The organism is Staphylococcus capitis subsp. capitis, assembly GCF_040739495.1.
Classification (GTDB): Bacteria; Bacillota; Bacilli; order Staphylococcales; family Staphylococcaceae; genus Staphylococcus; species Staphylococcus capitis.
Window position 1 is genome coordinate 2,269,264 of sequence record NZ_CP145263.1, and the last position, 25,216, is coordinate 2,294,479.

Annotated in this window: 22 protein-coding genes, 7 tRNA genes and 1 rRNA gene; all 30 read right to left on the reverse strand. The window is 35.2% G+C overall.

The window, feature by feature from the left end; genetic code table 11:
• Positions 1-10: 10 nt before the first annotated feature.
• Positions 11-84, reverse strand: a tRNA-Pro gene (locus V6C74_RS11305).
• A gap of 28 nt (positions 85-112) precedes the next feature.
• Positions 113-186 (reverse strand) — tRNA-Arg (locus V6C74_RS11310).
• Positions 187-196: 10 nt separating this feature from the next.
• A tRNA-Leu gene (locus V6C74_RS11315) sits at positions 197-285 on the reverse strand.
• Positions 286-292: 7 nt separating this feature from the next.
• A tRNA-Gly gene (locus V6C74_RS11320) sits at positions 293-367 on the reverse strand.
• An 18-nt stretch (positions 368-385) separates the two neighbouring features.
• Positions 386-458, reverse strand: a tRNA-Lys gene (locus V6C74_RS11325).
• 6 nt (positions 459-464) lie between these two features.
• Positions 465-540: transfer RNA gene (locus tag V6C74_RS11330), tRNA-Thr, on the reverse strand.
• Between the two features lie 5 nt (positions 541-545).
• Positions 546-621: transfer RNA gene (locus V6C74_RS11335), tRNA-Val, on the reverse strand.
• Positions 622-634: 13 nt separating this feature from the next.
• Positions 635-749: ribosomal RNA gene (rrf, locus tag V6C74_RS11340) — 5S ribosomal RNA — on the reverse strand.
• Between the two features lie 496 nt (positions 750-1,245).
• Positions 1,246-2,733, reverse strand: coding sequence for a lysine--tRNA ligase (gene lysS, locus V6C74_RS11345; protein WP_103175525.1), 1,488 nt, complete (start codon positions 2,731-2,733; stop codon positions 1,246-1,248).
• 282 nt (positions 2,734-3,015) lie between these two features.
• The gene (folK, locus tag V6C74_RS11350; RefSeq protein ID WP_002436837.1) at positions 3,016-3,495 is read right to left on the reverse strand and encodes a 2-amino-4-hydroxy-6-hydroxymethyldihydropteridine diphosphokinase; all 480 of its coding nucleotides are present in this window, start codon (positions 3,493-3,495) and stop codon (positions 3,016-3,018) included.
• On the reverse strand, positions 3,496-3,861 hold the full coding sequence (gene folB, locus V6C74_RS11355) for a dihydroneopterin aldolase (RefSeq protein ID WP_002452467.1): 366 nt from the start codon (positions 3,859-3,861) through the stop codon (positions 3,496-3,498).
• The gene (folP, locus tag V6C74_RS11360; protein WP_002452466.1) at positions 3,839-4,642 is read right to left on the reverse strand and encodes a dihydropteroate synthase; all 804 of its coding nucleotides are present in this window, start codon (positions 4,640-4,642) and stop codon (positions 3,839-3,841) included. The genes folB and folP overlap by 23 nt, the downstream gene beginning before the upstream one ends.
• A 306-nt stretch (positions 4,643-4,948) precedes the next feature.
• Positions 4,949-5,881, reverse strand: a complete 933-nt coding sequence (cysK, locus tag V6C74_RS11365; RefSeq protein ID WP_002436801.1) for a cysteine synthase A — start codon at positions 5,879-5,881, stop codon at positions 4,949-4,951.
• Between the two features lie 321 nt (positions 5,882-6,202).
• A complete protein-coding gene (gene hslO, locus V6C74_RS11370; protein WP_070664253.1) occupies positions 6,203-7,084 on the reverse strand; it encodes an Hsp33 family molecular chaperone HslO in 882 nt (293 codons plus the stop codon).
• A 299-nt stretch (positions 7,085-7,383) separates the two neighbouring features.
• The gene (gene ftsH / locus V6C74_RS11375; RefSeq protein ID WP_002452465.1) at positions 7,384-9,519 is read right to left on the reverse strand and encodes an ATP-dependent zinc metalloprotease FtsH; all 2,136 of its coding nucleotides are present in this window, start codon (positions 9,517-9,519) and stop codon (positions 7,384-7,386) included.
• 284 nt (positions 9,520-9,803) lie between these two features.
• The gene (hpt, locus tag V6C74_RS11380) at positions 9,804-10,343 is read right to left on the reverse strand and encodes a hypoxanthine phosphoribosyltransferase (protein ID WP_016898889.1); all 540 of its coding nucleotides are present in this window, start codon (positions 10,341-10,343) and stop codon (positions 9,804-9,806) included.
• 15 nt (positions 10,344-10,358) lie between these two features.
• Complete coding sequence (tilS, locus tag V6C74_RS11385; RefSeq protein ID WP_002452463.1) at positions 10,359-11,645, reverse strand: tRNA lysidine(34) synthetase TilS; 1,287 nt, start codon at positions 11,643-11,645, stop codon at positions 10,359-10,361.
• 201 nt (positions 11,646-11,846) lie between these two features.
• A complete protein-coding gene (locus V6C74_RS11390; RefSeq protein ID WP_002436830.1) occupies positions 11,847-12,251 on the reverse strand; it encodes a S1 domain-containing RNA-binding protein in 405 nt (134 codons plus the stop codon).
• Positions 12,252-12,347: 96 nt separating this feature from the next.
• Complete coding sequence (gene divIC / locus V6C74_RS11395; RefSeq protein WP_002436818.1) at positions 12,348-12,749, reverse strand: cell division protein DivIC; 402 nt, start codon at positions 12,747-12,749, stop codon at positions 12,348-12,350.
• Between the two features lie 23 nt (positions 12,750-12,772).
• Positions 12,773-13,036, reverse strand: a complete 264-nt coding sequence (locus V6C74_RS11400; protein WP_002436795.1) for an RNA-binding S4 domain-containing protein — start codon at positions 13,034-13,036, stop codon at positions 12,773-12,775.
• A complete protein-coding gene (locus tag V6C74_RS11405; RefSeq protein WP_103175523.1) occupies positions 13,033-14,226 on the reverse strand; it encodes a MazG nucleotide pyrophosphohydrolase domain-containing protein in 1,194 nt (397 codons plus the stop codon). Before V6C74_RS11405 ends, V6C74_RS11400 begins: the two co-directional genes overlap by 4 nt.
• Positions 14,223-15,764 carry a polysaccharide biosynthesis protein gene (locus tag V6C74_RS11410; protein ID WP_002452461.1) on the reverse strand — a complete coding sequence of 514 codons (1,542 nt, stop codon included), beginning with the start codon at positions 15,762-15,764 and terminating at the stop codon, positions 14,223-14,225. Before V6C74_RS11410 ends, V6C74_RS11405 begins: the two co-directional genes overlap by 4 nt.
• Positions 15,754-19,263 carry a transcription-repair coupling factor gene (gene mfd, locus V6C74_RS11415; RefSeq protein WP_016898888.1) on the reverse strand — a complete coding sequence of 1,170 codons (3,510 nt, stop codon included), beginning with the start codon at positions 19,261-19,263 and terminating at the stop codon, positions 15,754-15,756. Before mfd ends, V6C74_RS11410 begins: the two co-directional genes overlap by 11 nt.
• On the reverse strand, positions 19,260-19,832 hold the full coding sequence (gene pth, locus V6C74_RS11420) for an aminoacyl-tRNA hydrolase (RefSeq protein WP_002452459.1): 573 nt from the start codon (positions 19,830-19,832) through the stop codon (positions 19,260-19,262). Before pth ends, mfd begins: the two co-directional genes overlap by 4 nt.
• A gap of 263 nt (positions 19,833-20,095) precedes the next feature.
• Complete coding sequence (locus V6C74_RS11425; RefSeq protein ID WP_002436828.1) at positions 20,096-20,755, reverse strand: 50S ribosomal protein L25/general stress protein Ctc; 660 nt, start codon at positions 20,753-20,755, stop codon at positions 20,096-20,098.
• Between the two features lie 173 nt (positions 20,756-20,928).
• Positions 20,929-21,894: a ribose-phosphate diphosphokinase gene (locus V6C74_RS11430; protein ID WP_002436814.1), complete on the reverse strand. Its 966-nt coding sequence runs from the start codon at positions 21,892-21,894 to the stop codon at positions 20,929-20,931.
• 142 nt (positions 21,895-22,036) lie between these two features.
• On the reverse strand, positions 22,037-23,392 hold the full coding sequence (glmU, locus tag V6C74_RS11435; protein ID WP_002436800.1) for a bifunctional UDP-N-acetylglucosamine diphosphorylase/glucosamine-1-phosphate N-acetyltransferase GlmU: 1,356 nt from the start codon (positions 23,390-23,392) through the stop codon (positions 22,037-22,039).
• Positions 23,393-23,616: 224 nt separating this feature from the next.
• Complete coding sequence (gene spoVG / locus V6C74_RS11440) at positions 23,617-23,925, reverse strand: septation regulator SpoVG (protein ID WP_002452457.1); 309 nt, start codon at positions 23,923-23,925, stop codon at positions 23,617-23,619.
• A gap of 67 nt (positions 23,926-23,992) precedes the next feature.
• Positions 23,993-24,370 carry a RidA family protein gene (locus V6C74_RS11445; protein ID WP_002452456.1) on the reverse strand — a complete coding sequence of 126 codons (378 nt, stop codon included), beginning with the start codon at positions 24,368-24,370 and terminating at the stop codon, positions 23,993-23,995.
• 20 nt (positions 24,371-24,390) lie between these two features.
• On the reverse strand, positions 24,391-25,215 hold the full coding sequence (purR, locus tag V6C74_RS11450) for a pur operon repressor (RefSeq protein WP_002452455.1): 825 nt from the start codon (positions 25,213-25,215) through the stop codon (positions 24,391-24,393).
• Position 25,216: the final 1 nt, after the last annotated feature.

Consider the following 25,216-nt stretch of genomic DNA (forward strand, 5'->3'; position numbering starts at 1 on the left):
TAGAAAGAAGTCGGGAAGACAGGATTCGAACCTGCGACCCCTTGGTCCCAAACCAAGTGCTCTACCAAGCTGAGCTACTTCCCGTATGTAGTTAATAATCATAATAAAATGACGCGCCCGATAGGAGTCGAACCCATAACCTCTTGATCCGTAGTCAAACGCTCTATCCAGTTGAGCTACGGGCGCTTTATTAAGATGGTGCCGAGGACCGGAATCGAACCGGTACGGTGATCTCTCACCGCAGGATTTTAAGTCCTGTGCGTCTGCCAGTTCCGCCACCCCGGCAAAATAATGGAGCGGAAGACGGGATTCGAACCCGCGACCCCCACCTTGGCAAGGTGGTGTTCTACCACTGAACTACTTCCGCATATAAATAAAATCGTAATGAGCCATAGAGGATTCGAACCTCTGACCCTCTGATTAAAAGTCAGATGCTCTACCAACTGAGCTAATGGCTCAAAAGATGGTGCCGGCCAGAGGACTTGAACCCCCAACCTACTGATTACAAGTCAGTTGCTCTACCAATTGAGCTAGGCCGGCTATCATGGTGGAGAATGACGGGTTCGAACCGCCGACCCTCTGCTTGTAAGGCAGATGCTCTCCCAGCTGAGCTAATTCTCCTATTTCAAATATTGCCTGGCAACGTCCTACTCTAGCGGGACGTAAGCCCGACTACCATCGGCGCTAAGGAGCTTAACTTCTGTGTTCGGCATGGGAACAGGTGTGACCTCCTTGCCATTGTCACCAGACAAAATTAACTTACTTTATATATAATACACACTTGTAAATGACTTTGCAACGGTTAATTTTACACTTTGTTAAAATTTCATTTACAATTTCATAACATGCGTCCTCGTTTTTGACGACTTTTATATGTTACTTCATTTAAATAAACAAGTCAACACTTTTATAGAACTTTTTTCAATCGTTTTTAATCTATATTTCTTAAATGCACCTGACTTATTTCACTCGTAATATTCTACCATAAGCTAAAGGCTAAATCTATGATAATATTTGCATTTTTAAAATCAATTTGTATATTTTATTGTGAAAAATCACTACTTTCCCCTAAAAAATGATAATTATATTTCTTAGTAATGGAAATTTTTTATATAGCACGCCTTACACACATTATAGATTTATCAAATTGATAGACTTTTCACCCTTAATAATAAAGCATTTTAAATACAAAAAAGCATCAACCACCATATAGATGATTGATGCAACTAGTACTAGACTAGAAAATTATTTCTGTCTCATATAAGGGAATAATAGTACATCTCTGATAGAAGGTGAATCTGTTAGTAACATTACCAAACGATCGATACCGATACCTAATCCACCTGTAGGAGGCATACCATATTCCAACGCTTCAATATAATCTTCATCCATCTCATGCGCTTCATCGTTACCTTGTTCTTTCTCAACAAGTTGTGCTTCGAAACGTTCACGTTGATCGATTGGGTCATTTAATTCTGTGAAAGCATTCGCATGTTCTCTTCCCACTATAAATAGTTCAAATCGATCAGTAAACCTAGGATCTTCTGGATTCTTTTTAGCTAATGGAGAGATTTCAATTGGATGGCCATAAATGAATGTAGGTTGAATTAACGTTTCCTCAACTTTTTGTTCGAAGAATTCATTTAAAATATGACCATATTTCATATTTTCAGTAATCTCAATACCATGTTCTTTAGCTAAGCTTACCGCTTCCTCATCAGTTTTAACATCATAGAAATTCACGCCAGTGGCTTCTTTAACTGCATCAACAATGTGAAGTCTTCTCCAAGAAGACTCTAAATCTATTTCTTCATCATTATAAGAAACTTTAGCTGAACCAAAGACCTCTTGAGCAATATGTCTAACCATGCTCTCAGTTAAATCCATAATATCATGATAATCAGCGTAGGCTTCATATAATTCTATCATTGTGAATTCTGCATTATGACGTGTAGATACGCCTTCATTACGGAATACACGGCCAATTTCGTATACTTTTTCAAGACCACCGACGATTAAGCGTTTTAGGTGTAATTCAATAGCTATACGCATATATAACGTAGCATCTAATGCGTTATGGTGGGTAACAAATGGACGTGCAGCCGCACCTCCAGCAATTTGATGCATCATAGGTGTTTCTACTTCTAAGAAACCTTGTTTATTTAAATAATTACGCATTTCTTGAATAATTTTACTGCGATTAATAAATGTACGTGTACTATCTTCGTTTGTTATTAAATCTAAATAACGTTGACGATATCTTTGTTCAATATCTTGTAGTCCATGGAACTTATCTGGTAAAGGACGTAATGATTTAGATAATAATGTAAACGACTTAGCCTTAACTGAAATTTCACCAGTATTAGTTTTAAACATAACACCTTCGATTCCAACAATGTCACCTAAGTCAGCAATTTTCCAAATATCAAATTGTTCTTCTCCAACTTGGTCTTTTCTTACGTAAATTTGAATTTGACCTTCTAAATCTTGGATATGTGCAAATCCTGCTTTACCTTTACCGCGTTTTGTCATTAAACGACCTGCAATTGCAACGTGACTTTCGTCCTCTTTTTCATGTAATTCTTCTTTTGAAAATTGATCCCATTGCTCTTTTAACTCGTTAGAAGTAGCACTACGATCAAAACGATGACCGAACGGATCTATTCCTAAATCTATTAATTCTTGTAGTTTTTGACGACGGACCTGCATTTGGTCATTCATTTCTTCTGACATAACTTTCTCTCCTTTAAGCTTATTGTTTAAATTATGGATTGTTCCATGCGTTCTTGATAGAAATTTTGTTAGTCATATAAAATACTTATTCGGTTTTAGATTCATCTAAAGCTATATGAACTTTATCTTTAAAACCAATAAGATATCATCAATCTTGGTTTATCATTTCCACAACGCCAATCTTCTCACTTTTTAATTCTACAAGACGTTGTAAATGTAATAAAGCAATTTATGCTTTTATTTCAACTTCTCTAAAAATTAAATATTTGTTTTTATTGCTACTCACTTATTATACTTTTTAACAGTATCGTCTGCGGTTACTAAATTGCCAATAGTTAGATGGGTACGAGGTTCTATTTGATTCGAAGCAATATCATTTAAAGGAATAAGCACAAACGAACGTTCATTCATCCTCGGATGTGGTACCGATAAATTATCTTCTTCGATAATTTGATCTTCATATAATAATATATCTACATCTAAAGTTCTTGGCCCCCAACGTTTAACTCTTACTCGATGGAGTTGTTGTTCTGTTTTTAAGCAACATGATAGTAAAGATTGAGGATCTAATGTTGTATCTATTTCAACACATAAATTTAAAAAGTTCGGTTGATTAGTGTATCCCACTGGTTCAGTTTCATAAATATCAGAGATTTGAGTCACTTTAATATTATCAAAACGATTTAAAATCCTTATAGCTTCTTTAAGTTGCGTTTCACGTTCTCCAATATTACTTCCTAAACCTAAAAACGCTTTAACCATTTAGCAATTCTCCCTCACTATTTCAATTCCTACACCATCATAATGTCCAGGAATGGGTGGACTTTCTTTAGTGATTTTAACTTTCGTTTCCATTACACGATTATAGTGTGAATTTATACGTTTTGCAATACGTTCAGCTAGATGTTCAATCAATCTAGATGGCCTACCTTCAACAATTGATTTAACTTCTTCAAACACTTCGCCATAATTTACAGTATCTGCAACATCATCTGATTGACCAGCATCTTTTAAGTCGACCTTCAACGTAACATCTACTATAAATATTTGACCAATTTCATTTTCTGATGGTAACACCCCATGATATCCATAAAAACGCATACCATTAAGAAAGATAATGTCGTTCATGTTCATTCTCCTTTAAAAAATCCATACTATGAGCTAACCGCGCATTCAACTGAACGTTATGAACTCGAACAGCTTTAACACCTTTCATTATACCATAGGCAGTTGTTGCTCCTGTGGCCTCATCTCTTTCTAATGGCGTTGTATCTGTTCCAATCATTTCTTTAATAAACCTTTTACGGCTTGTTGCCAATAAAATGGGATATTCAGTTGCTACCAGTTCATCTAAACGAGCCATCACTTCATTTTCTTCATCGCGTGTTTTAGCAAAACCAATTCCTGGATCCAACCAAATTTTTTCTTGTGGGATACCTGCCATTTCAGCTTTATTAGCTTGAGCGAGAAGTGACGTAAGCATTTCATCTACGACGGGGTCTTCTCTTCGACCGTCCCCATTATGCATTAAAACGATTTCAGCACCATATTCAGCTACAACTTTAAAAATTTTGGGATCATACAAACCTGCCCATTGATCATTAATCATTGTAGCACCTAGTTTGAGACATGCTTCAGCAACCTCGCTACGAAATGTATCAATTGAAAGTTGTATATCATATTGTACTAGTGCATTAACAACTGGAATAACTCTTTCCATTTCTTCTTCCAAAGATACTTCTTCATAACCAGGTCGTGTCGACACGCCACCAATATCAATGATATCAACACCCTCATCAATCATTTCTTTTACTCGTTTAGTAGCTTTGTCTACTGAATTAAATTTACCTCCATCTGAGAAAGAATCAGGCGTGACGTTAAGTATGCCCATAATTTTTGTTTTAGTCATGTGTTTCACCTTTTCTATATTGAAATTCTTTTCAAAGTTATGTATAAAAACTTATTATTCTTGAAAATTCAAATCAAACTACTACACAATTTACTATTAATCATATCATTCATTATCATACATTTTGAGCACATTTTTTATTTAGAAAGATAAAACAGTGTTATAGAACAACAAAATTAACAATATAAAAAACGAAGATGTGGATCAGAGGGGACTTAAAAGCCAAAGTTTTATACACATCGACTTTAAAGTACCTTTACCAACATCTTCGTTTGCAAAGCTTACTATATATTCAAATATTAAATCTTAGTCATCAAATGAGTATAAAGGCGTAGATAGGTAACGCTCACCATTACTTGGTAAGACTGTTACAACTGTTTTACCTTTACCTAGTTCTTTTGCTTTTTGGATTGCGGCGTAAATTGCAGCTCCTGAAGAAATACCTGCTAAGATACCTTCTTCTTTAGCAACACGACGTGCCATATCCATCGCAGTATCATTTCCAACTTTAATAATGCTATCGTAAATATCTGTATTTAATGTGTCAGGTACGAAACCAGCACCTAAACCTTGTAATTTATGTGGACCTGGTTCTCCACCACTTAATACTGGTGAAGCTTCTGGTTCAATCGCAACGATTTCAACATTAGGGTATTCTTTTCTTAAGACTTTACCAACACCAGATAAAGTACCACCAGTACCTACACCTGCTAAGAATGCATCAATTTGTTTACCTTCGAATTGATCTACAAGTTCAGGACCAGTTGTAAGTTCATGAATTTCAGGGTTTGCAAGGTTTTCGAATTGTTGTGGTTCGAAATAACCGTGTTCTTCTTTAAGCTCTTTAGCTTTTTTAATAGCACCTTTCATCGCTTCAGACCCTGGTGTTAATACAAGTTCTGCACCATAAGCTTTTAATAAGTTACGACGTTCTTGGCTCATAGTTTCAGGCATTGTGAAAACAGCATTGTAACCTTTAGCTGCACATACGAAAGCTAAACCAATTCCAGTGTTACCACTTGTTGGTTCTACAATAGTATCGCCAGGTTGAATTTTGCCCTCACGTTCAGCTTTTTCAATCATTGCTAGTGCAATACGGTCTTTTACTGAACCGCCCGGGTTTTGATATTCTAATTTTACATAAATATCTGCCGCATCTTCATCAACTACGTTTCTTAATTTAACTACAGGTGTGTTACCAATAATTTGTGTAACGTTATCTACGGGTTTTTGTGCCATTAAGAACACTCCTTTTTGTTATTTAAATATTAAAACTTAGTTTTCCTATCGGATATAGATATATTCTATCAGAATTTTCTAAAAAGAGAAACAAAATTGTCTTATTCTCAATAAAAAACTATATTCAACATATACATTAGAATTTTTCCCTGAAGAAATCAAATTAAACGTTAGGAGACAGTTGCACCAAATCGTACAATACGCGCCACCTTAATATATGTTTAAAAACGACACATTCATGAACAATCTTTACAGTTTAACTATCTCCTCGCCTAATTTTATTTAATTTTGAATACTTAATCATACTTATTCAATACAGAATTATTTCATCGCTGTTAACAAATCTTCTAATTCACTTTCAGTATATTGGTATTTATTTCCACAGAAATGACACACAGCTTCAGCTCCGTGATCCTCATCAATCATACTTTGTACTTCTGCTTCACCTAGACCTTTAATAGCGTTTAAGAATTTCTCATGACTACAGTTACATTCAAATTGTGCTGTTGTCGTATCTAAAATTTGAACGTTATCTTCTCCTAAAATCTCATTAAGTATACCTTCCGGAGTTAAACCTTGTTCGATTAATTTAGATACAGGTTCCATTTCATTAATAGCATTTTCTAATTTTGTAACAGTTTCATCTTTAGCACCAGGCATAACTTGTATAATAAATCCACCTGCAGCTTTAACTGAGTTATCAGGGTTCACTAATACACCTAAACCTACTGAAGATGGTGTTTGTTCACTTGTTGCATAGTAGTACGTAAAGTCATCTCCTAGTTCACCAGAAACAATTGGACTTGCCCCAGAGAAATAATCTTTCATACCTACATCTTTAACTACTTGGATTGATCCATTAGTACCTACTGCACGTCTAACATCTAATTTGCCTTGTCCGTTTAAAGGGAAATGCGTCTGTGGATGGTCTACATATGCACGTACATTACCTTTTGCATCGGCATCAGCTATGATTCTTCCAATTGGTCCTTGACCATCAACCGTTACAGTTAATTTTTGGTCTCCTTTTAACATTGCTCCCATCATTACCGTAGCAGTCATCGTACGTCCCATTGCTGCTGAAGCAGTTGGCCATGTATAGTGTCTTGTTTGGGCTTCTTGTACAGATTCAGTAGTAGTTGCAGCATAAGCTCTAATTTCACCGTCATAAGCCAATCCTCTTACGATATAATCATGTGTCATCAGTCATTCTCCTTTTAATTTTTTAATCTATTCTCATTCATTTTAATCATTTTAATTCGTTACTGAGTAGCTATTATACATATGTTGGTTAGTAATATGAAATGTGTTGCTCAATTTTGAAAATGCACATCAATTCAATACACATTTAATAATATGAAAAGCAGACATTCGCAACTTATTGAAATAATAAACTCATAAACTGATATTAATATATTTCTACAATAAACTACGTATCAAACTAAAAAAGTCTCTTCCTACTTCTTCAAAGAACGAGTAGAAAGAGACTTCATTTAACTTAATTAATGTCTATTATCTGGATTATTTGGATCATATGGTTTATCGATGTTTGGTGACTGCTCATGACCAGTTACATCAGAATCAGAGTCTTGATCAGACTCTTGACCTTTATAATCGTGGTCTTCATTATGTTGTCGACGTCTTTCGTGCTCGATATCACGATTTTCTTTACGATCTTCTTTTTCTTTCTCGTCGCCTTCATCTAGCTGTTCTTTACGAATATCATCGTAAGATTTACCATATTTTCCGTCACTATAATCTGTGTCTTCATCTTTAACAACTTTAGCTGCATCATAATCTACTTCAGGTAATTCACCGTCATAGAACAATGCACGTATTTGTTCTGCAACTAACGTTTCTTCAGTAAGCAATGTCTTAGCGATAAGTTTAAGTTGTTCTTGATGTTCTAACAAGATTTGTTTACAACGTTCATATTGTTCTTTAACAATACGTTGCACTTCTTTATCAATTTCGTATGCAATTTGTCCAGAATAGTTAGGCTCTCCTTGCATATCTTTACCAAGGAATACTTGGCCACCACCGCTACTAGAGAATTGTAACGGTCCAAGTTTCTTACTCATACCATATTCAGTAACCATTGATCTTGCAATTTGAGTTGCACGTTCAAAGTCATTGGAAGCACCTGTCGATACTTCACCGAAGTTAATATCTTCAGAAACACGTCCACCAAGTAAACCACAAATTTTATCAAGTAACTCTGGCTCAGTCATTAAGAAACGATCTTGTTTAGGTAACATCATCGCGTAACCACCAGCTTGTCCACGAGGGACTATGGTTACTTTGTGCACGACCTCAGCTTCATCAAGAACCATACCAATAATAGTATGTCCTGCTTCGTGATGCGCAACGATATTACGTTCTTTTTCAGAAATAACTCGAGATTTCTTAGCTGGACCGGCTATAACTCGGTCAGTTGCCTCTTCTATATCACGCATATCGATTTTATTTTTACCTTCACGTGCAGCAATTAATGAAGCCTCGTTAAGTAAGTTTTCTAAATCCGCACCTGAAAAACCTGGCGTTCTTTGTGAAATGGCTTTTAAGTCTACTGTTTCATCAAGTGGTTTATTTTTAGAGTGTACATGAAGAATGGCTTCACGGCCTTTAACGTCCGGACGACCAACTTGAATTTGTCTGTCGAAACGACCTGGACGTAATAACGCTGGGTCCAAGATATCTGGACGGTTAGTTGCAGCAATCATGATAATACCTTCATTTTCACCGAAACCATCCATTTCAACTAATAATTGGTTAAGTGTTTGTTCACGTTCGTCATGACCGCCACCAACACCAGCACCACGTTGACGTCCTACTGCATCAATTTCGTCAATGAAAATAATACATGGTGCATTTTTCTTAGCATTTTCGAATAAATCACGAACACGGCTTGCACCGACACCGACAAACATCTCTACGAAGTCAGAACCACTAATAGAGAAGAATGGTGCGCCAGCTTCCCCTGCAACTGCACGTGCTAATAAAGTTTTACCGGTACCTGGAGGTCCTACAAGTAAAACACCTTTAGGAATTCGAGATCCCATTTGCTTAAATTTCTTATTATCTTTTAAGAAATCTACAATTTCGATTAATTCTTGTTTCTCTTCGTCAGCACCTGCAACATCTGAGAAACGAACGCGACGTTTGTTACTATCGTACATTTTTGCTTTGGATTTACCAAAGTTCATCATACGACCTCCGCCGCCACCACCTTGGGCTTGACTAAGGAAGAAAATAAATAATAATGCAATGATTAATACTGGAATCAGTGTTGATAAAATACTAACAAAGACACTTTGTTTTTCTTCTTCTTTAACTTTAAATTTTAGATCATCTTGTTTCTTAGCTGTATCAGTGATCTTTTGTAAGTCTTTTTCATTGTTATATAAAATTGTTGATGAATAGTCTTCATCATTTTTAGTTTTACCACTTACCATATAGACATTTTGTTCAGGTTGGATTTCTAATGATTTTAAGTCGCCTTTATCCAACTTATTAACAAATTGAGTGTATGTAAGCTGTTTTGGTGTTTTTCCGTTACCATTTAAGAACGAAAATAGACCAAATATAATAACGCCTATAATTGCGATAACTAGCACATTGCGAAAAGCTTTCTGCATGCGTCATTTCCTCCTACTTCCAATAATAAAACTAACAAAAATTGTAACACAATACTTCTTACACAGGCTAGTATTTCAACTTTCGTATTGATTGTTCAATTTTAGTCAATTTCAACTATATATTTCTTTAATTATGCTATCTAAATCATTCATTTATCGTCATGTTTATCGTTAGTTAATTTGATAAAAAAGCTTATCACATATAAATCGAGTCTTCACTACATTAACTCGTACGGATAGTTGTAACATACGCTTCATAAATAAGTCATATATTTAAATGAAATCTATTTAGAGTAAACCTCAGGTTTTAAAGTACCAATGTATGGTAGATTTCTATATAATTCCCCATAATCTAAACCATAACCTATAACAAATTCATCAGGAATTTTCTTACCAACATATTTTGCTTCAATGTCAGCTTTACGTCGATTAGGTTTATCCAATAAAGTCACAATTTCTAAAGAACTTACTTTACGAGATTGTAGCAATTCAGTAATTGATTTTAAAGTTGTTCCTGTTTCTAAAATATCTTCAATAATGAGTACATCTTTATTTTCTATAGAGGAACCTAAATCCTTTAAAATTTGAACTTCTCCTGTTGATTCTGTACCACCATGGTAGCTTGAAACATCCATAAAGTCGATTGATAAGTGTGTATCAATTCGTTTGATAAGGTCCGCCATAAACATAACTGAACCTTTAAGAATACCTACACACACTAGAGGACGGTCTTTATAGTCCTCAGTAATTTTCGCTCCTAATTCTTTACAAATGTTTTGAATGTCTTCTTCAGTTAACAAAACATTCTTTAAATCATTATGCATTATCATTCATCTCCATCATTTTTTAATCGTAATTAAATCTTTAAACTGCTCATGAACATATAATTCGCCTATTGCTACTATTTCATTTAAATGGGTTAGTACTATTGGCATTTGTTCCCGTTCAATTGCAGGAATTTTTTGATCTATGAATAAACGACTCACTTTTTTATGTCCATTTCTCCCGTTTAATTTGAACATATCTCCATTACGTCTCGCACGAACTTTAAGAGGGTAAGACGTCTGAGGTAAGTGTTCCTTAATACATATATCATAGTCGTTAAATTGATATAGTCCTGGCCAGTCTATCATAATATTTTGCTTTATATTTATATTGTCTTCTAATTTAGCCATTATTATTAATGTATCATATGCAATTTGAATTATCCATTTATCTGTAATATCGATATGAAATTGAGATTTTTCATTTTGGATTTGTTGGAACCACTCGTCATACGTTTTTTGTGAAATAGTTGAATGGGTCACTATATCCTCTAATAATTGATCCATCACAGTTGTTTTAACATTAGGATTAAGTCGGTTAAATGCTTCCCTTGAAAATGTATACCCCGCGACGCTATCATTTTTAGAAACAAAGTGAGCGACAAAGTAACGCGCATGTTCTTTTAACAATTGTAGTTCATTGTCGTGCCATTCCTTTAACTTTAACAAGTGATGGGAATCAAGAAACGGATTGTTATCAATACTTGGGATAATCCGTTGTCGTATATCATTTCTAACATATTTCGTATCTTGATTAGAACTATCTTCAAAATATGGAACCTGATACTTTTCTTGATAATTGATGATGTCTTTTTTGTAAATGTTCAGCAAAGGACGACACACAAGGTAATCTTCATAGTTCGAGATATCAGACATTCCTAATGAGCTTCTAGTTGAACGACCACTCAGCACCCTATAAAGAATCGTTTCAAGTTGGTCATCAAGATGATGCGCTGTAAGTAATACATCTGCATTTAAATCACGAATGACTTCTCCAAACCACTGATACCGCAATCGACGCGCTTCATTTTGAATACTATTTCCTTTATCAACTATTTTAGATAAGTCGAGATGTTTAACATATAATTTAATTTGATTTTTTTGACAATACTCGTTTAAAAATATTTCTTCTTCAACTGATTGCGCTCGTAATCCATGATTAACATGTACACAGGTCAATGTTTTATAGGTATCACGGTACTGGTTTAATAAACTATGTAATAAGGTCATGCTATCAATGCCAGTTGAAACTGCGACAATGATATGTGCATCGTTGTTCCATCCTTGCGTATTTAACTTCATCGTCTCACCTCTCTTTTCTAAAAATAAAATAGGAGTAGGAGAGAATTCAAAAGTGTTATATTTGAATTCATCATCCCACCCCGTAAGAGTGCTACATGTTTAACCATCGATTATTTTCTATATCATTGCCATCGCACATTGTTCTTAATTCGACATCTCACAGAAGATGTAACATTGATGGTTGTTCAATCTATTTATATCTTAACGTCTTGAGCCTTTACCGCCACGACGAGACTCTGTTTGACGTTTAATAGAAGTTAATTTATCTTCACTGTCTTTTAAGAAGTTACTTAATTTCTTCTCAAAGTCTTCAGTTTTTTGAGCTGGTCTCCCATGATTAGATTTATTATTGTGGTGAGGTTTACGAGGACGATCTTTAGCTTTTTTAATCGATAGACTAATTTTACCGTCATCAGCAATTGATAATACTTTTACTTCAACTTCGTCACCAACTGATAAGTGGTCTTCGACATTCTCAACATAATTATCAGCCACTTCACTGATATGAACTAAACCACTTTTTCCTTCAGGTAATTCTACAAATGCACCAAATTTCTTGATACCTGTAACTTTACCTTTAAGTTTGTTTCCTACTTCGATTGACATATTCTAAATAAATCCTCCTGGTTAGATTCGATTTTATCCTTATTATATTCCTGTTCGCGTAATTTAACAATGCTATAATCAGATTATTTTATTGCTCTAATTATCGTCATCGTCGGATGATTTAGATTTAGAGGATTTATTATCACCTGGTAATCTAAAAATAACTTCGCCTTTATTACTTAAATAATAATCATCTCTAGCAACTTTTTCGATGTAATCTTTATCGTTAAGGTTGTTTAATTTTTCTTTTAATGCAATTTCCTCATCTTGTTGCTTTTGAAATTGTGCTTCTTTGTGTTTTCGTTCCACCGCATCTTGATCGTTACTATGTCTTTGAATGACAAGCAATACTAATAAAATCAGTATAATTGCCAAAAGTATACCGCCAAAAACGGTAATTCTTCTTCGAACAACACGCATCTTCATTTTTTGACGTTGCTTTTTCTTATTTTCTTGCGATGTATACTGATTACCTATATTCTCCACTTTTTTGCTCATTGCTTGTCACCTCCCTATACATCTCACGCTTCATCAATGCGTTCTTCTTTTATCAACTCATACATGCCTTTTGCATTTTCTTTTGTAGCATGTTCATTTAAACCTGTAACTTTAACAGTTACTAGTTTTTGTCCGAAGCGTATGACGAGTTCATCGTTTTCTTTAACGTCCGTCCCCGCCTTCGCTACGTTTCCGTTAACAGTAACACGACCTTGATCACTAATTTCTTTAGCTAACGTACGACGTTTAACGAGTCGTGATACCTTTAAATATTTATCTAATCTCATGATTGATTATTCTCCCCTTGTTGTAAAAAGTTTCTGAGAGCATCTTCGTCAAAGTGTTTATTTTTGGTTTCATCATACAACTTCAAGAAATGGTCTGCAAATACTTTCTCGAATTTGACGCGAGGTTTCTTTCCTTCTTTATCTTTCGCTGCTGACCAAATATCTTTTAAGTCGTCCATAGAGTCAGCTTGTGCCTCTCCAAATATATGTGGGTGTCGACGTATCATTTTAGCATTGAGGCTTTCAATCACTTCTTTAATATCCATATAGCCATCTTTTTTACCAATGCTTGTATGCAGTAATACTTGTAATAAGATGTCGCCAAGCTCTTCTATCATATCCCAATCATCTTCATTGTCAATAGCTTCAAACAACTCAAATGTTTCCTCTAATAAATATCGTTTAAGCGTTTCATGAGTTTGAACTTTATCCCACGGACAACCTTTCTCGTCATCTACAAGAACATCTATAGTTTGTACGGCATAATCAAAGTCTTGATATAGTGCTTTCTCATCTTCTACTTTTGGCACAAAGATACTAGTAAGATTATTAAATTCATTTTCATGGTGATCAATTTCATAAAGTGGACATTCAATTACATGTGAACCTCCACTATGTGCACCAGTAACAATTTTCACTTCAAAATCATCTGGGTAACGTTCCATTAAAACTAACTTTAAGTCAGCAGCCACCATTGCACTGTAGACTTGAGTAATCAATGTATGTGTGCGTACATTAAGCATTGATTCTTGAATCGCAGTACCATCTAATAGCGTAAATCCATCATTAGGATCTAAATCAACCGCTTCAAAAATGTCGTCAATAAAGCTTTTACCACCTAAAATTTCTACCTGAATATCATTATGTGATTGACTATATTCTAATAATTGGGCAGTAGTCGTTTCTGCTACACGAGGATGTCCTGGCACAGCATACACGATATCTTCAGTTTGCGCGTGTTGAATTAATTCATTCACTATCGTTTGATAGACCTCTTCAAAACTCGAGTTCTTTTCATATATATGATCGAAACTTTCGAATTGAAGCGTTTCTTTAAGCTCTTCTATGACAGGATGATTTAGCGTTCTCGCATAAATTTTGGTTTTATTTTCCAGAAAACGATATACCCCTAGTGGCAAATCATCGATATTATAATTACCTAAACCTACAACTGTAATCGTGTGAGTCATGAACGTCGCCCTTTCTTAAAATGATAGAGTTTATATCCAAAAGGTAAATATTTGAGTTCTTTATAGCTTAATACATTAAACATTACAACATATATGAGTAAAACACCAACACCAATGAAGGCACTCATAACTAATTCAATAAGTCCCATTACACGTCCATGGGCAGGAATGATGAGCATGATGATTTGCACACTTATACTCATCACCACTAAACCGCCTATGAGTTTAATGATAAATAACGACATACGTCTAAAATGATAGTGTTTCAGTACTGCCACTTGTAGCACAGTTACAAATAAAATTAATGAAAGTACGGTACTTAAACTCGCACCAAAGATACTTAGCTGACTGATACACATAATATTCAAAATAGCTTTTGAGAGTATTCCAAGTACGATACCCACTAAAATAGGTCTAATGCGATTCAATACTTGTAATAATGCTATATTCATCATAATGAGTGAAACACAAACGACTGTAATCATGTAAATACTGAGTGTTCCCGTTAGACTATCGTTCTTAAAGAAAACACGATTCATGAGTGGCAAGAGATTAATTAAGCCAATTCCTGCTGCAGAACTTATCAATACCGTAATTTTAATTGAAGCATTCGCATATCGGTTCATAAGAACTTGAGTGCGTTGATGAATAGCTTCAGTCAATAAAGGTATAAGTACGAAACTAAATGTTGTGGTAACAATTAACCCCATTTGAATAAAAGATGCCCCTCTATCATAAATACCTTTATATCGGATAGCTGTATCGAATGACAGACCACTCACTTGAAGCGTGTGTATAACAGTGAAGCTATCAACCACCTGCCATAAAATGACAATTAATTGGCTTAATGCATAGATGAGTATCGACATGAAAAGCCGGCGCCAATCAACATGAGCGGTATTGTGCTTTAATTTTAAGGAAAATGGACGCGTCAGCACTAGATATAGCATGGAACCTAAAAATCCAATAGAAGATGCTAAAATCGCGAGTGTACCAGCCTGATAAATAGACCAACTGTGTAAAGAAAATAAAACAATCGCTACGATGATTAAACTTACTCGAATCAATTGTTCTATTACCTGGGAAATAGCTGGAATATTCATAGCTTGTTTTGTCTGATAAAAACCGCGTAAGACACCTAGTATGCCAATAAGTACAAAACTAAAACTTGCCATTCTTAACATAGGTGTCAGTCTTGAATCGCCCATCCATAGCGCTAAAGGATACGCACCAATGAATATGATTGTAAATATGGCCAAGCCAACATACTGTAATCTCAACATAACCTTCGAGTATGATGCAATTGGACTATGCACACCTAATACTTGAGTGACTGCACTAGGTATTGCGTTCATAGATAGAATCATTCCTAAAGCGACAATAGGATAAATTTGTTGATAAGCATACAGACCCTGATCGCCCAAAACATTTTGGTAAGGTACGCGATAAATAGCGCTTAAGATTTTAACAATGACAAGCGCTAGCGTCAGTATCACAACACCATTGAATGCCCTTTTAGGCTTAGGCTTATGCTTCATCTTCAATCGCCATACTTTCTTCAATACATTTAACTAAGAATTTCAAACTATCTAGCCATTGCTTGGATTTAGTTAAAGTAACGCGCATCGCATTTTCTTGTACGCCTACTTTCATCGCTCTACCTAGAGGTTGCGTCTGTTTAAACAATTCTTCACCATTAATATTTTCGGTAGCTTTATTAGAGAGTGAAATTTCAACTGTTTTACCTTTATCTTTAATTAAAGTAATACCAGCATGTAAAGCGTGTACTTTGATTTCAACGATGTCTAAGAGACGTTCTACTTCGACAGGATAATCATTAAATCTATCGATTAATTCATCTTTCACATCAAATAATTGATCTTCTGTCTCAACCTTACGCAGCTTTTTATATATTTCAATTTTAGCTTGTTCATTTTGAATATATTCAGCCGGTAAGTACGCATCAAGGTTAAGTTCAACTTCCACTTCTGGTGCATCTGGCGTCTCTTCTTTAATACCACGTTTCTCATTAACGGCTTCTTCAAGCATTTGTGAATATAGGTCGAAACCGACAGAATCAATAAAGCCGTGTTGTTGTTTACCAAGTAAGTTACCCGCGCCACGAATATTAAGATCTCGCATAGCAATTTTAAATCCTGAACCTAATTCAGTAAATTCTTTAATTGCTTGTAAACGTTCTTCAGCAGTTTCATTTAGAACTTTATTCGCCGGATGTAAGAAATAAGCATAACCTATACGACTCGAACGTCCTACACGACCTCTTAATTGATACAGCTGACTAAGACCAAACCGGTCCGCTTCTTCGATAATCAATGTATTCGCGTTAGGTACATCTACGCCTGTTTCTATAATCGTTGTGGTCACGAGGATATCGTATTCATGGTTAATAAAGCTAAGCATTGTTTCCTCTAAATCACGTTCTGTCATTTGTCCATGTGCAACGGCAATATTAGCTTCTGGCATTAACATTTGAAGCTGTTCACGCTTTTCATAAATTGATTGAACTTTGTTATAAAGATAGAATACTTGGCCGTCACGAGATAACTCACGTTCTAATGCTTCTTTAATAAAATTCGTATTCTGCTCTAATACATAGGTTTGCACTGGGAAACGATTCTCAGGTGGTGTTTCAATTACGGATAAATCACGAACACCTAACATACTCATATGCAACGTTCTTGGAATTGGGGTTGCAGTTAATGTAAGCACGTCAACGTTCTTCTTAAGTGTTTTAATACGCTCTTTATGGCGCACACCAAAGCGTTGTTCTTCATCGACTATGAGTAAGCCTAAATCCTTATATTGAATATCTTTACCAAGTAGTTTGTGTGTTCCTACTACAATATCAACGTAGCCAGATTTTAAGCCTTCTTTAGTTTCACGAACCTCTTTCGTCGTACGGAAACGACTGACAAGTTGAATTTCTACAGGATAATCTTGCATACGTTCAATTAACGTTTCATAGTGCTGTTGCGCCAAAATTGTGGTTGGAACTAGGAATGCGACTTGCTTCCCTTCCATAACCGCTTTAAATGCAGCACGTACAGCTACTTCAGTCTTACCATAACCTACGTCGCCACATAATAAGCGATCCATAGGTCTTTCACGTTCCATATCACCTTTTATTTCTTCGATTGATTTACCTTGGTCTGGCGTTAATTCATAAGGGAAATCATGCTCAAAGGCTGATTGTTCTGCGGTGTCTTCCCCATATTGGTAACCCACAGACATCTCTCGTTCTTTATACAGATCAATCAGTTCATCAGCAATATCTTCAACGCTTTGTTGAACTTTAGCTTTTGTTTTTTTCCATTCTGTACCGCCTAATTTATTCAGTCTTGGCGATTTATCCTCTGAAGCAACATACTTCTGAACTTGATCCATTTGATCCACTGGTACGAATAATTGATCTGTTCCTTTGTATTGTAATTTAATATAATCTCGATGCGTATCGCCTACTTCAAGTGTTTCAACACCTAAATAACGACCCACACCATGATGCACGTGAACAATGTAGTCGCCAACATTCAAGTCTTGATAAGACTTGATCTTTTCAGCGTTGGATATCGTTTTAGTGCGTTTTCGCTGTTTCTTTTGCTTAGTCTTGAAAAGTTCTCTCTCCGTAATGACCACTAATTGCATGTATGGTAGTTCAAAGCCTTCTGACAAACTACCTTCCGTTACGATAGCTTGTCCGCTATCTACCTTTTCATGGATATGAGAAACAGTAGGGATGTGCATTTCATTCAACATAGACTGAATACGCTCTACTTTAGTTTCGGTCTCCATAAGCACCATGATGGTATAGTCATTATGAACATATCTTTGAAATTCAGAGCGCATGATATCGTATTGACCGTAAAATTGTTGAACAGGTTTACATGAGAATTTAATGATATGTTGCAATGGTACTTGCATTGAAGATGTAAATAACGTGAAGTATGCAACTGGTTTCTTCTCAAGTAAAGTTTCAAACCCATCATATTTCATGAAACTTTGACCGATGAATCCATTTCCACTCTCAATTAAATTACTAATAAAATCGTCAACTTCAGTAGTTAACGTTTCTTCGGTCTCTTTGACACGATTAAATTCATCTACAGCGATAACCGCATCATCTCTAAAGTAATCTATAATAGTAGAGGGTTGTTCATACATAAATGCGACTAAGCGACGTAATAATTGATGATCAAAGAAAGTAGACTCAAATAATTTAAAACTTTCATACGTCTCTTTTAAATCATTGCGTACAGATTTTTCAATTTTAGGACGTGTGTGTTCATATGCTTCTTTCAAATGTGTTTGTAGATACTGAATAACCTCATCAGTGATGATATAGTCGCTTGCAGTAGTAATATCTACCTCATCTAAGTTCTCATTAGAACGTTGTGTTTCAACATCGAAATCTCTAATGGAGTCGACTTCTGTATCAAATAACTCTATTCTTACCGGCGATCCTATCAATGGATATATATCGATAATGCCCCCACGTAGTGAGAATTCACCAATATGAGATACTACACTTTCTCGACGATATCCCATATTAACTAGTTTGTTAAGAAACGCCTCGACATCAATGTCTTCGCCTACTTTCAATGTCATTTGATGATTTTTCCACATATCGACCGGAGTTAGCCATTTCTTAAAGCCATTTAAAGGCACGATAAATAACCCTCGTTGGCCTTGGGCTAACGCCGTCAATGTTCGTACACGTTCACTCATCAACTGAGGACTTTGTGTAGAAAACTCTTCAGTCATAATATCTTGAACGGGATATTTATAAACTTCTGAGCCATCAACATATTGTAATAAATCTGTTTCAATTTTATCTGCTTGATACAAATTGTTAGTTACAAGTAGCAATTGTTTCTGATCTTTTAAATATTTCTCAGCAATAATCGTTGCTTTAGCAGAAGGGGAGAGACCTGTAACTAATATATTCTCCTGTCCAAAAACGTCGTCTAATTCCTGAAAACGCTTATCTTCACTAATATAATCAGTAATTATTGATTTCAATTGACTTCACCATTATATTCATTCATTACATGATCAAATCTTGATGATTCTATGAAAGCTTCGACAGCTCTAGCAGCATGTTCAATCACTTTGTCCATAGTTACCATTTCTTCTTTAGAAAAGCGTTGTAATACGTAGTCAGGAACTGACATACCATTCGTTGGTCTCCCTACTCCAATTCGAATACGTTTAAATTGATCAGTACCAAGCATTTTAATTATAGATTTCATTCCATTGTGTCCACCCGCGCTCCCCTTTTGACGCAGACGCACTTGTCCCTGCTCTAAATCTAAATCATCATACAAAACGATTAAATCTTCAGGTTCAACATTATAATAATTCATTAACGGTGCTACCGCTTCGCCTGAAAGATTCATCATTGTCATTGGTTCTATAAATAATACTTTGTCCCCATTTAAACGTTCAATCGTGTAAGCACCTTTAAACTTTTGTTTATCGAGTGTAAATTGATTACGTTCTAATATATAATCGATAACTTCAAAACCAATATTATGTCTTGTAAGTTCGAAACGTTTACCTATGTTGCCGAGACCGACAATACACTTCATCTTATGTTACCTCCGTCATTATTCTTAATTTATCTATCAGCCGTATCAATTTGGACCGGTTTTATTTTTTATTGAAAATGAAGGGACGAAATCATACACGTTATCGTCATATCATCCGTCCATATCTTCATATCACTTCAAATAATTAATCATTCCCTATAATAACACAAAAAGCACCATGCTTATTAGTATAAGCACAGTGCTTGTATGTCATTAATCATCTAAAGCCATCATATGAATGACAGTTAGAAAGCAAAAAGAAATTACTCTTCTTCTTTGTTTTCTTCTTCAGATTCTTTGTCGTCACCAACAACTTCAGGTTCTTCAGTAGCTGATTCACCTTCCATAGCTTCCACTTCTTCTTCAGAAGGTTCGTCTGTTGGAGGAACGACTGTTACGATTGAATCCTCTGGGTCATTTTCGATAGTGAAGTCACCAGTAATCTTAACATCAGCAACAGAGAAGCTGTCGTTGATTTGTAATTCAGAGATATCCACTTCGATTGATTCAGGGATATTTTCTGGAGTAGCTGAAACTTCTAAGTCGAATAATGGTTGTTCAACTACGCCACCTTCTTTAGCGCCTACAGCTTCACCAACTAAGTGAACTGGTACTTCTACAGTACGTTCTTCACTCATGTTGATTGCTAAGAAGTCGATATGAGTAATTTGGTTTTTTAATGGGTCAAATTGATAATCTGAAACCATTACTTTAATTGTTTTAGAACCTACGCCTAAATCAATAACACCATTACGTCCTACTTCACGGATTACTTTAATGAATTCAACTTCATCAACTTTAACTGAAGTATTTTTAGTACCGTAACCGTATACAACTGCAGGTACTTTACCTGAGTTTCTTAATTGTTTAAGGTCAGAACGAGTTTGTTTACCTTGACGGATGATTGACTTTAATGAAGCCATTCAAATTTCCACCTTTCAAATTTTGCAGTATTAACAATCTATCGACTGTTCTCATCTGCTCCTCACTTGCCCATCAACTCTATAGTTGCTTGCAAGTGTTTATTTGTCCGTAAATTCACGAACGAATGTATTATACACGTTGTTAGTTAATTCGTCAAACGCATTTGTAACCTTTAGTCAAATAATACACTTACAGATTCTCGTTCATAAACACGGATAATCGCTTTACCGATTAATCCTGCTACAGAAAGTTCTTTAGTATTAGATGGTTTTCTGCTGTCCTCTAATTGAATAGAATTTGAAACGATTAATTCTTTAATTGCAGAGTTTTCAATACGTTCTTTAGCTGGACCTGATAATACAGGGTGCGTACAACAAGCATAAACCTCTTTAGCACCTTTATCTTTAAGTGCTTGCGCGGCTAATGTAATTGTTCCAGCAGTATCGATAATATCATCAATAATAATTGCTGTGCGTCCTTCAATCTCACCAACAATATTCATGACTTCTGCTACATTTGGTTTTGGACGACGTTTATCGATAATTGCAATTGGAGTTTTTAAAATGTCTGCTAATTTACGTGCGCGTGTTACACCACCATGGTCTGGTGAAACAACAACACATTCTTCTGGATTGATATTAGGGTCATTTTCAAAATGTTGAGCAAGGATAGGTACACCCATTAAGTGGTCGATTGGAATATCGAAGAATCCTTGAATTTGAGGTGCATGTAAATCAAGAGCAATCATACGATTGGCACCTGCTGTTTCAATAAGATTTGCAACTAATTTAGCTGTAATCGGTTCACGGCTTCGCGCTTTTCTATCTTGACGTGCATAACCATAGTAAGGAACTACGATGTTAATATTAGCTGCCGAAGCACGTTTACATGCGTCAATCATAATAAGTAACTCCATTAAATGAAGGTTTACAGGATATGAAGTTGGTTGAATAATAAATACATCACAACCACGGATACTTTCTTCGATGTTAATTTGAATTTCTCCGTCACTAAAACGTTTTACTGAACATTTCCCTAGTTCAATCCCTACATGATCTGCTACTTCTTGTGCTAAAGGTTCATTACCTTTGAGCGAAAAGATCTTTAATGATGAATTCTTATATTCATTATTTAACATTTATAGTCCTCCAATTATTTACTTACACTGTTTATTATATAGAAAATAGAACTTTTTTACTATGTTACAAGTTAAATCAAAATAATTTCTATTGCTAATTCATTTCCACTTTAATCTAACAACATGTTGCTCTTTTAATTAACTATTTTTTCAAATAGCCTTCTTTATTCACCTGTCTAGCGCGCGCGATGGCTAAGCTATCTTCAGGTATATCATCTGTAATTGTTGAACCAGCTGCAATAAGGGTGTGATCATTTACTGTTACAGGGGCTATGAGGTTAGTATTACAACCAATAAACGCATCGTTACCTACAATCGTTTTAAATTTATTTACCCCATCGTAATTAACAGTTATAGAACCACAGCCAATGTTTGTTCTTTCACCAATTTCAGCATCACCAATATAGCTAAGATGTGAAACTTTTGCGCCATCTTTGAGATCTGACTTCTTAACTTCAACAAAGTTGCCAACTTTTACATCTGCGCCAAGATTTGAGCCTGGTCTTAACTGAGCAAATGGCCCAACTTTTGTTTTTTCTCCTACAACTGAATCGTTAATGACAGATTGTTTGATGTTAGCATTCGAACGAATTGTACTATTATTAATTTCAGAATATTGACCAACTAATACGTCTTCACCGATAATCGTACGGCCACCAATACGTACACCTGGTTCTATTGTTGTGTCAGCACCTATTTCTACATCAGGACCAATAAATGTTGAATCTGGGTCAATAATAGTTACGCCATTTCTCATATGGTAATGATTAATACGTTTTTGTAGAGCTTTTTCAGCCTGACTTAACATAACTCTATCGTTGACACCCATGATTTCGTCAAAATCATCTGTATGGTACACTTCTGCCTTACCACCATCGTCTAAAATAAGCGATAAAACATCAGGTAAATAATATTCACCTTGAACGTTATCATTTTTGACTTGTGCTAATTTATCAAATAGCTCTTTATTATCAAAAGCAAAAATACCAGAACTAATTTCCTTAATCGCACGCTCGTTTTCATTTGCGTCTTTTTCTTCAACAATTCGTTCTAATTGATGGTTGGAATCTCTTACAATTCGACCATATCCGTGTGGTTGTTGAGTTGATGCAGATAATACAGTTACTTGTGCTTCTGTACTTTCGTGTTGGTTGATAAGTGATTCTAACGTCTTAGATGTGATTAACGGTGTATCACCACATACAACTAAAGTTGTCCCCTCTTTATCTTCCAAATGTTCATATGCCATCTTTACAGCATGTGCTGTTCCAAGTTGTTCCTCTTGAAAACTGTATAATGATTGATCGCCTAAAGTTTCTTTGACACTTTCTGCGCCGTGTCCAACGATAGTTACAATTTGATTAACTCCAGATTGTTTAACATTGTTGAGAACATGTTCAATCATTGACTTGCCAGCAACTTCATGAAGCACTTTATATTTTTTAGATTTCATTCTTGTGCCTTTACCTGCTGCCAAAATAATCGCATGTCTTTGCATGAATGCTAACCCTCCATTAAAATTTACACTTCATAATTATTATAATTTAACAACTAATAGACTTTCAACTTTTAAAAGTTTTTGTTAACTAATCGTTAATTTTTTATAAACAACTTAAATTATGTAAATATCGGGCGACAATGAGTTGTTGTCATAAAAAATGGTCAACGCTCCGACATTTGAAACGTTGACCATTTTTTATACTTTAATTTTATATTTTTTAATTAAGCTTCGTCTGATTCTTCATTATCTGAAGTCGCATTTTTATCCGGAATGGCTTCATCAGTTTCATCATATACTTTCATTACAGCATCTTGAATTTCTTGACGCATATCAGAGTTGATTGGATGCGCAATGTCGCGGAATTCACCATCTGGTGTACGTTTACTTGGCATAGCAACGAATAAACCTGAGTTTCCTTCAATTACACGTAAGTCATGGATTACAAATGCTTCATCAAGTGTAATGGAAACAAGAGCTTTCATTCTGCCATCAGTTTGTATTTTTCTAAGTCTTACATCTGTCACTTTCATGTAGTGAGCCCCCTAGTATATCTTTATATTAATTAGAAGCTTGACAATATTTTTTAAAAGAAAATTATTATTCCTTAACTTTACCTATCAATTCAATTTCCACCTTCACGTCTTTAGGTAAACGTGCTACCTCAACACAGCTACGTGCAGGTTGGTATTTGCCGAAATAATCTCCATAGATTTCATTAATTTTTTGGAAATTATTCATATCAGAAATAAAAATTGTTGCTTTCACAACTGAATCTAAATCAGAACCAGCTTCTTGAAGTACTACAGTTAAATTTTCTAAAACTTGCTTCGTTTGTTCTTGTACATCATCGCTAACGATATTTCCATCAAGTGTTAATGGAATTTGACCTGATGTAAAGACTAAGTCATTAACTACTGTAGCATGTGAATATGGTCCTAATGCTTCTGGTACTTTGTTTGTGTCTACTGTTTTCATGTTGTATAAATGCTCCTTTTCTAAGAAAATTTAGACAAGCTGTTGCCTGGCTCTACTTTAAATTCCTGATTATATTCATCGACATCTGATAATCTGACTAAGGAAGTATAATCTTCAATCAATCTTTGTTTAACTTCTTTTGATTCTACAAGTACTGATACCCCTTTTACGTGAGCTTTAAACTCGTTCATTAAATTCATAACTCCATTTATAGAGCCTCCAGCTCTCATAAAATCGTCTACTACGAGGACATTGGAATTCTCAGCTAAAGTACGTTTTGATAACACCATAGTTTCTATCTTTCTTGATGATCCAGAAACATAGTTAATGGAAACAGTAGAACCTTCAGTTACCTTATTGTCTTTTCTAATAACCACTACAGGTAAATTTAATATGTTTGCTACTGCATTAGCAAGCGATATACCTTTAGTGGCAATTGTCACGACAGCATCTAGTTGCTCTTCCATATAAATACTTGCAATCAACTTACCTACTTTATTCAATAAAGTTGGGTTGCCAACTAAATCTGATAAGAATAAATAGCCTCCAGGCAACAACCGTTCTTTTTCTTGTAAATGCGTAATGACTTCGTTAACAACCTCAGTCGCTTCAGCCTTACTCATCATTGGCTTATAAGTCACACCACCACTTGCACCAGCAGTTGTGATAACCGTACCCAACTGTTCTTTTTGAAAAGTGTTTTTAATGATTTGAACATCTTCACTTATAGAAGATTTCGCTTGTTTAAATTTTTTAACGAAAAAAGTGAGGGGTATTAATTTATTCGGATGATTCATAATGTATTGAGTCATAAACACAATACGTTCGCTTCTTTTATATCTCATT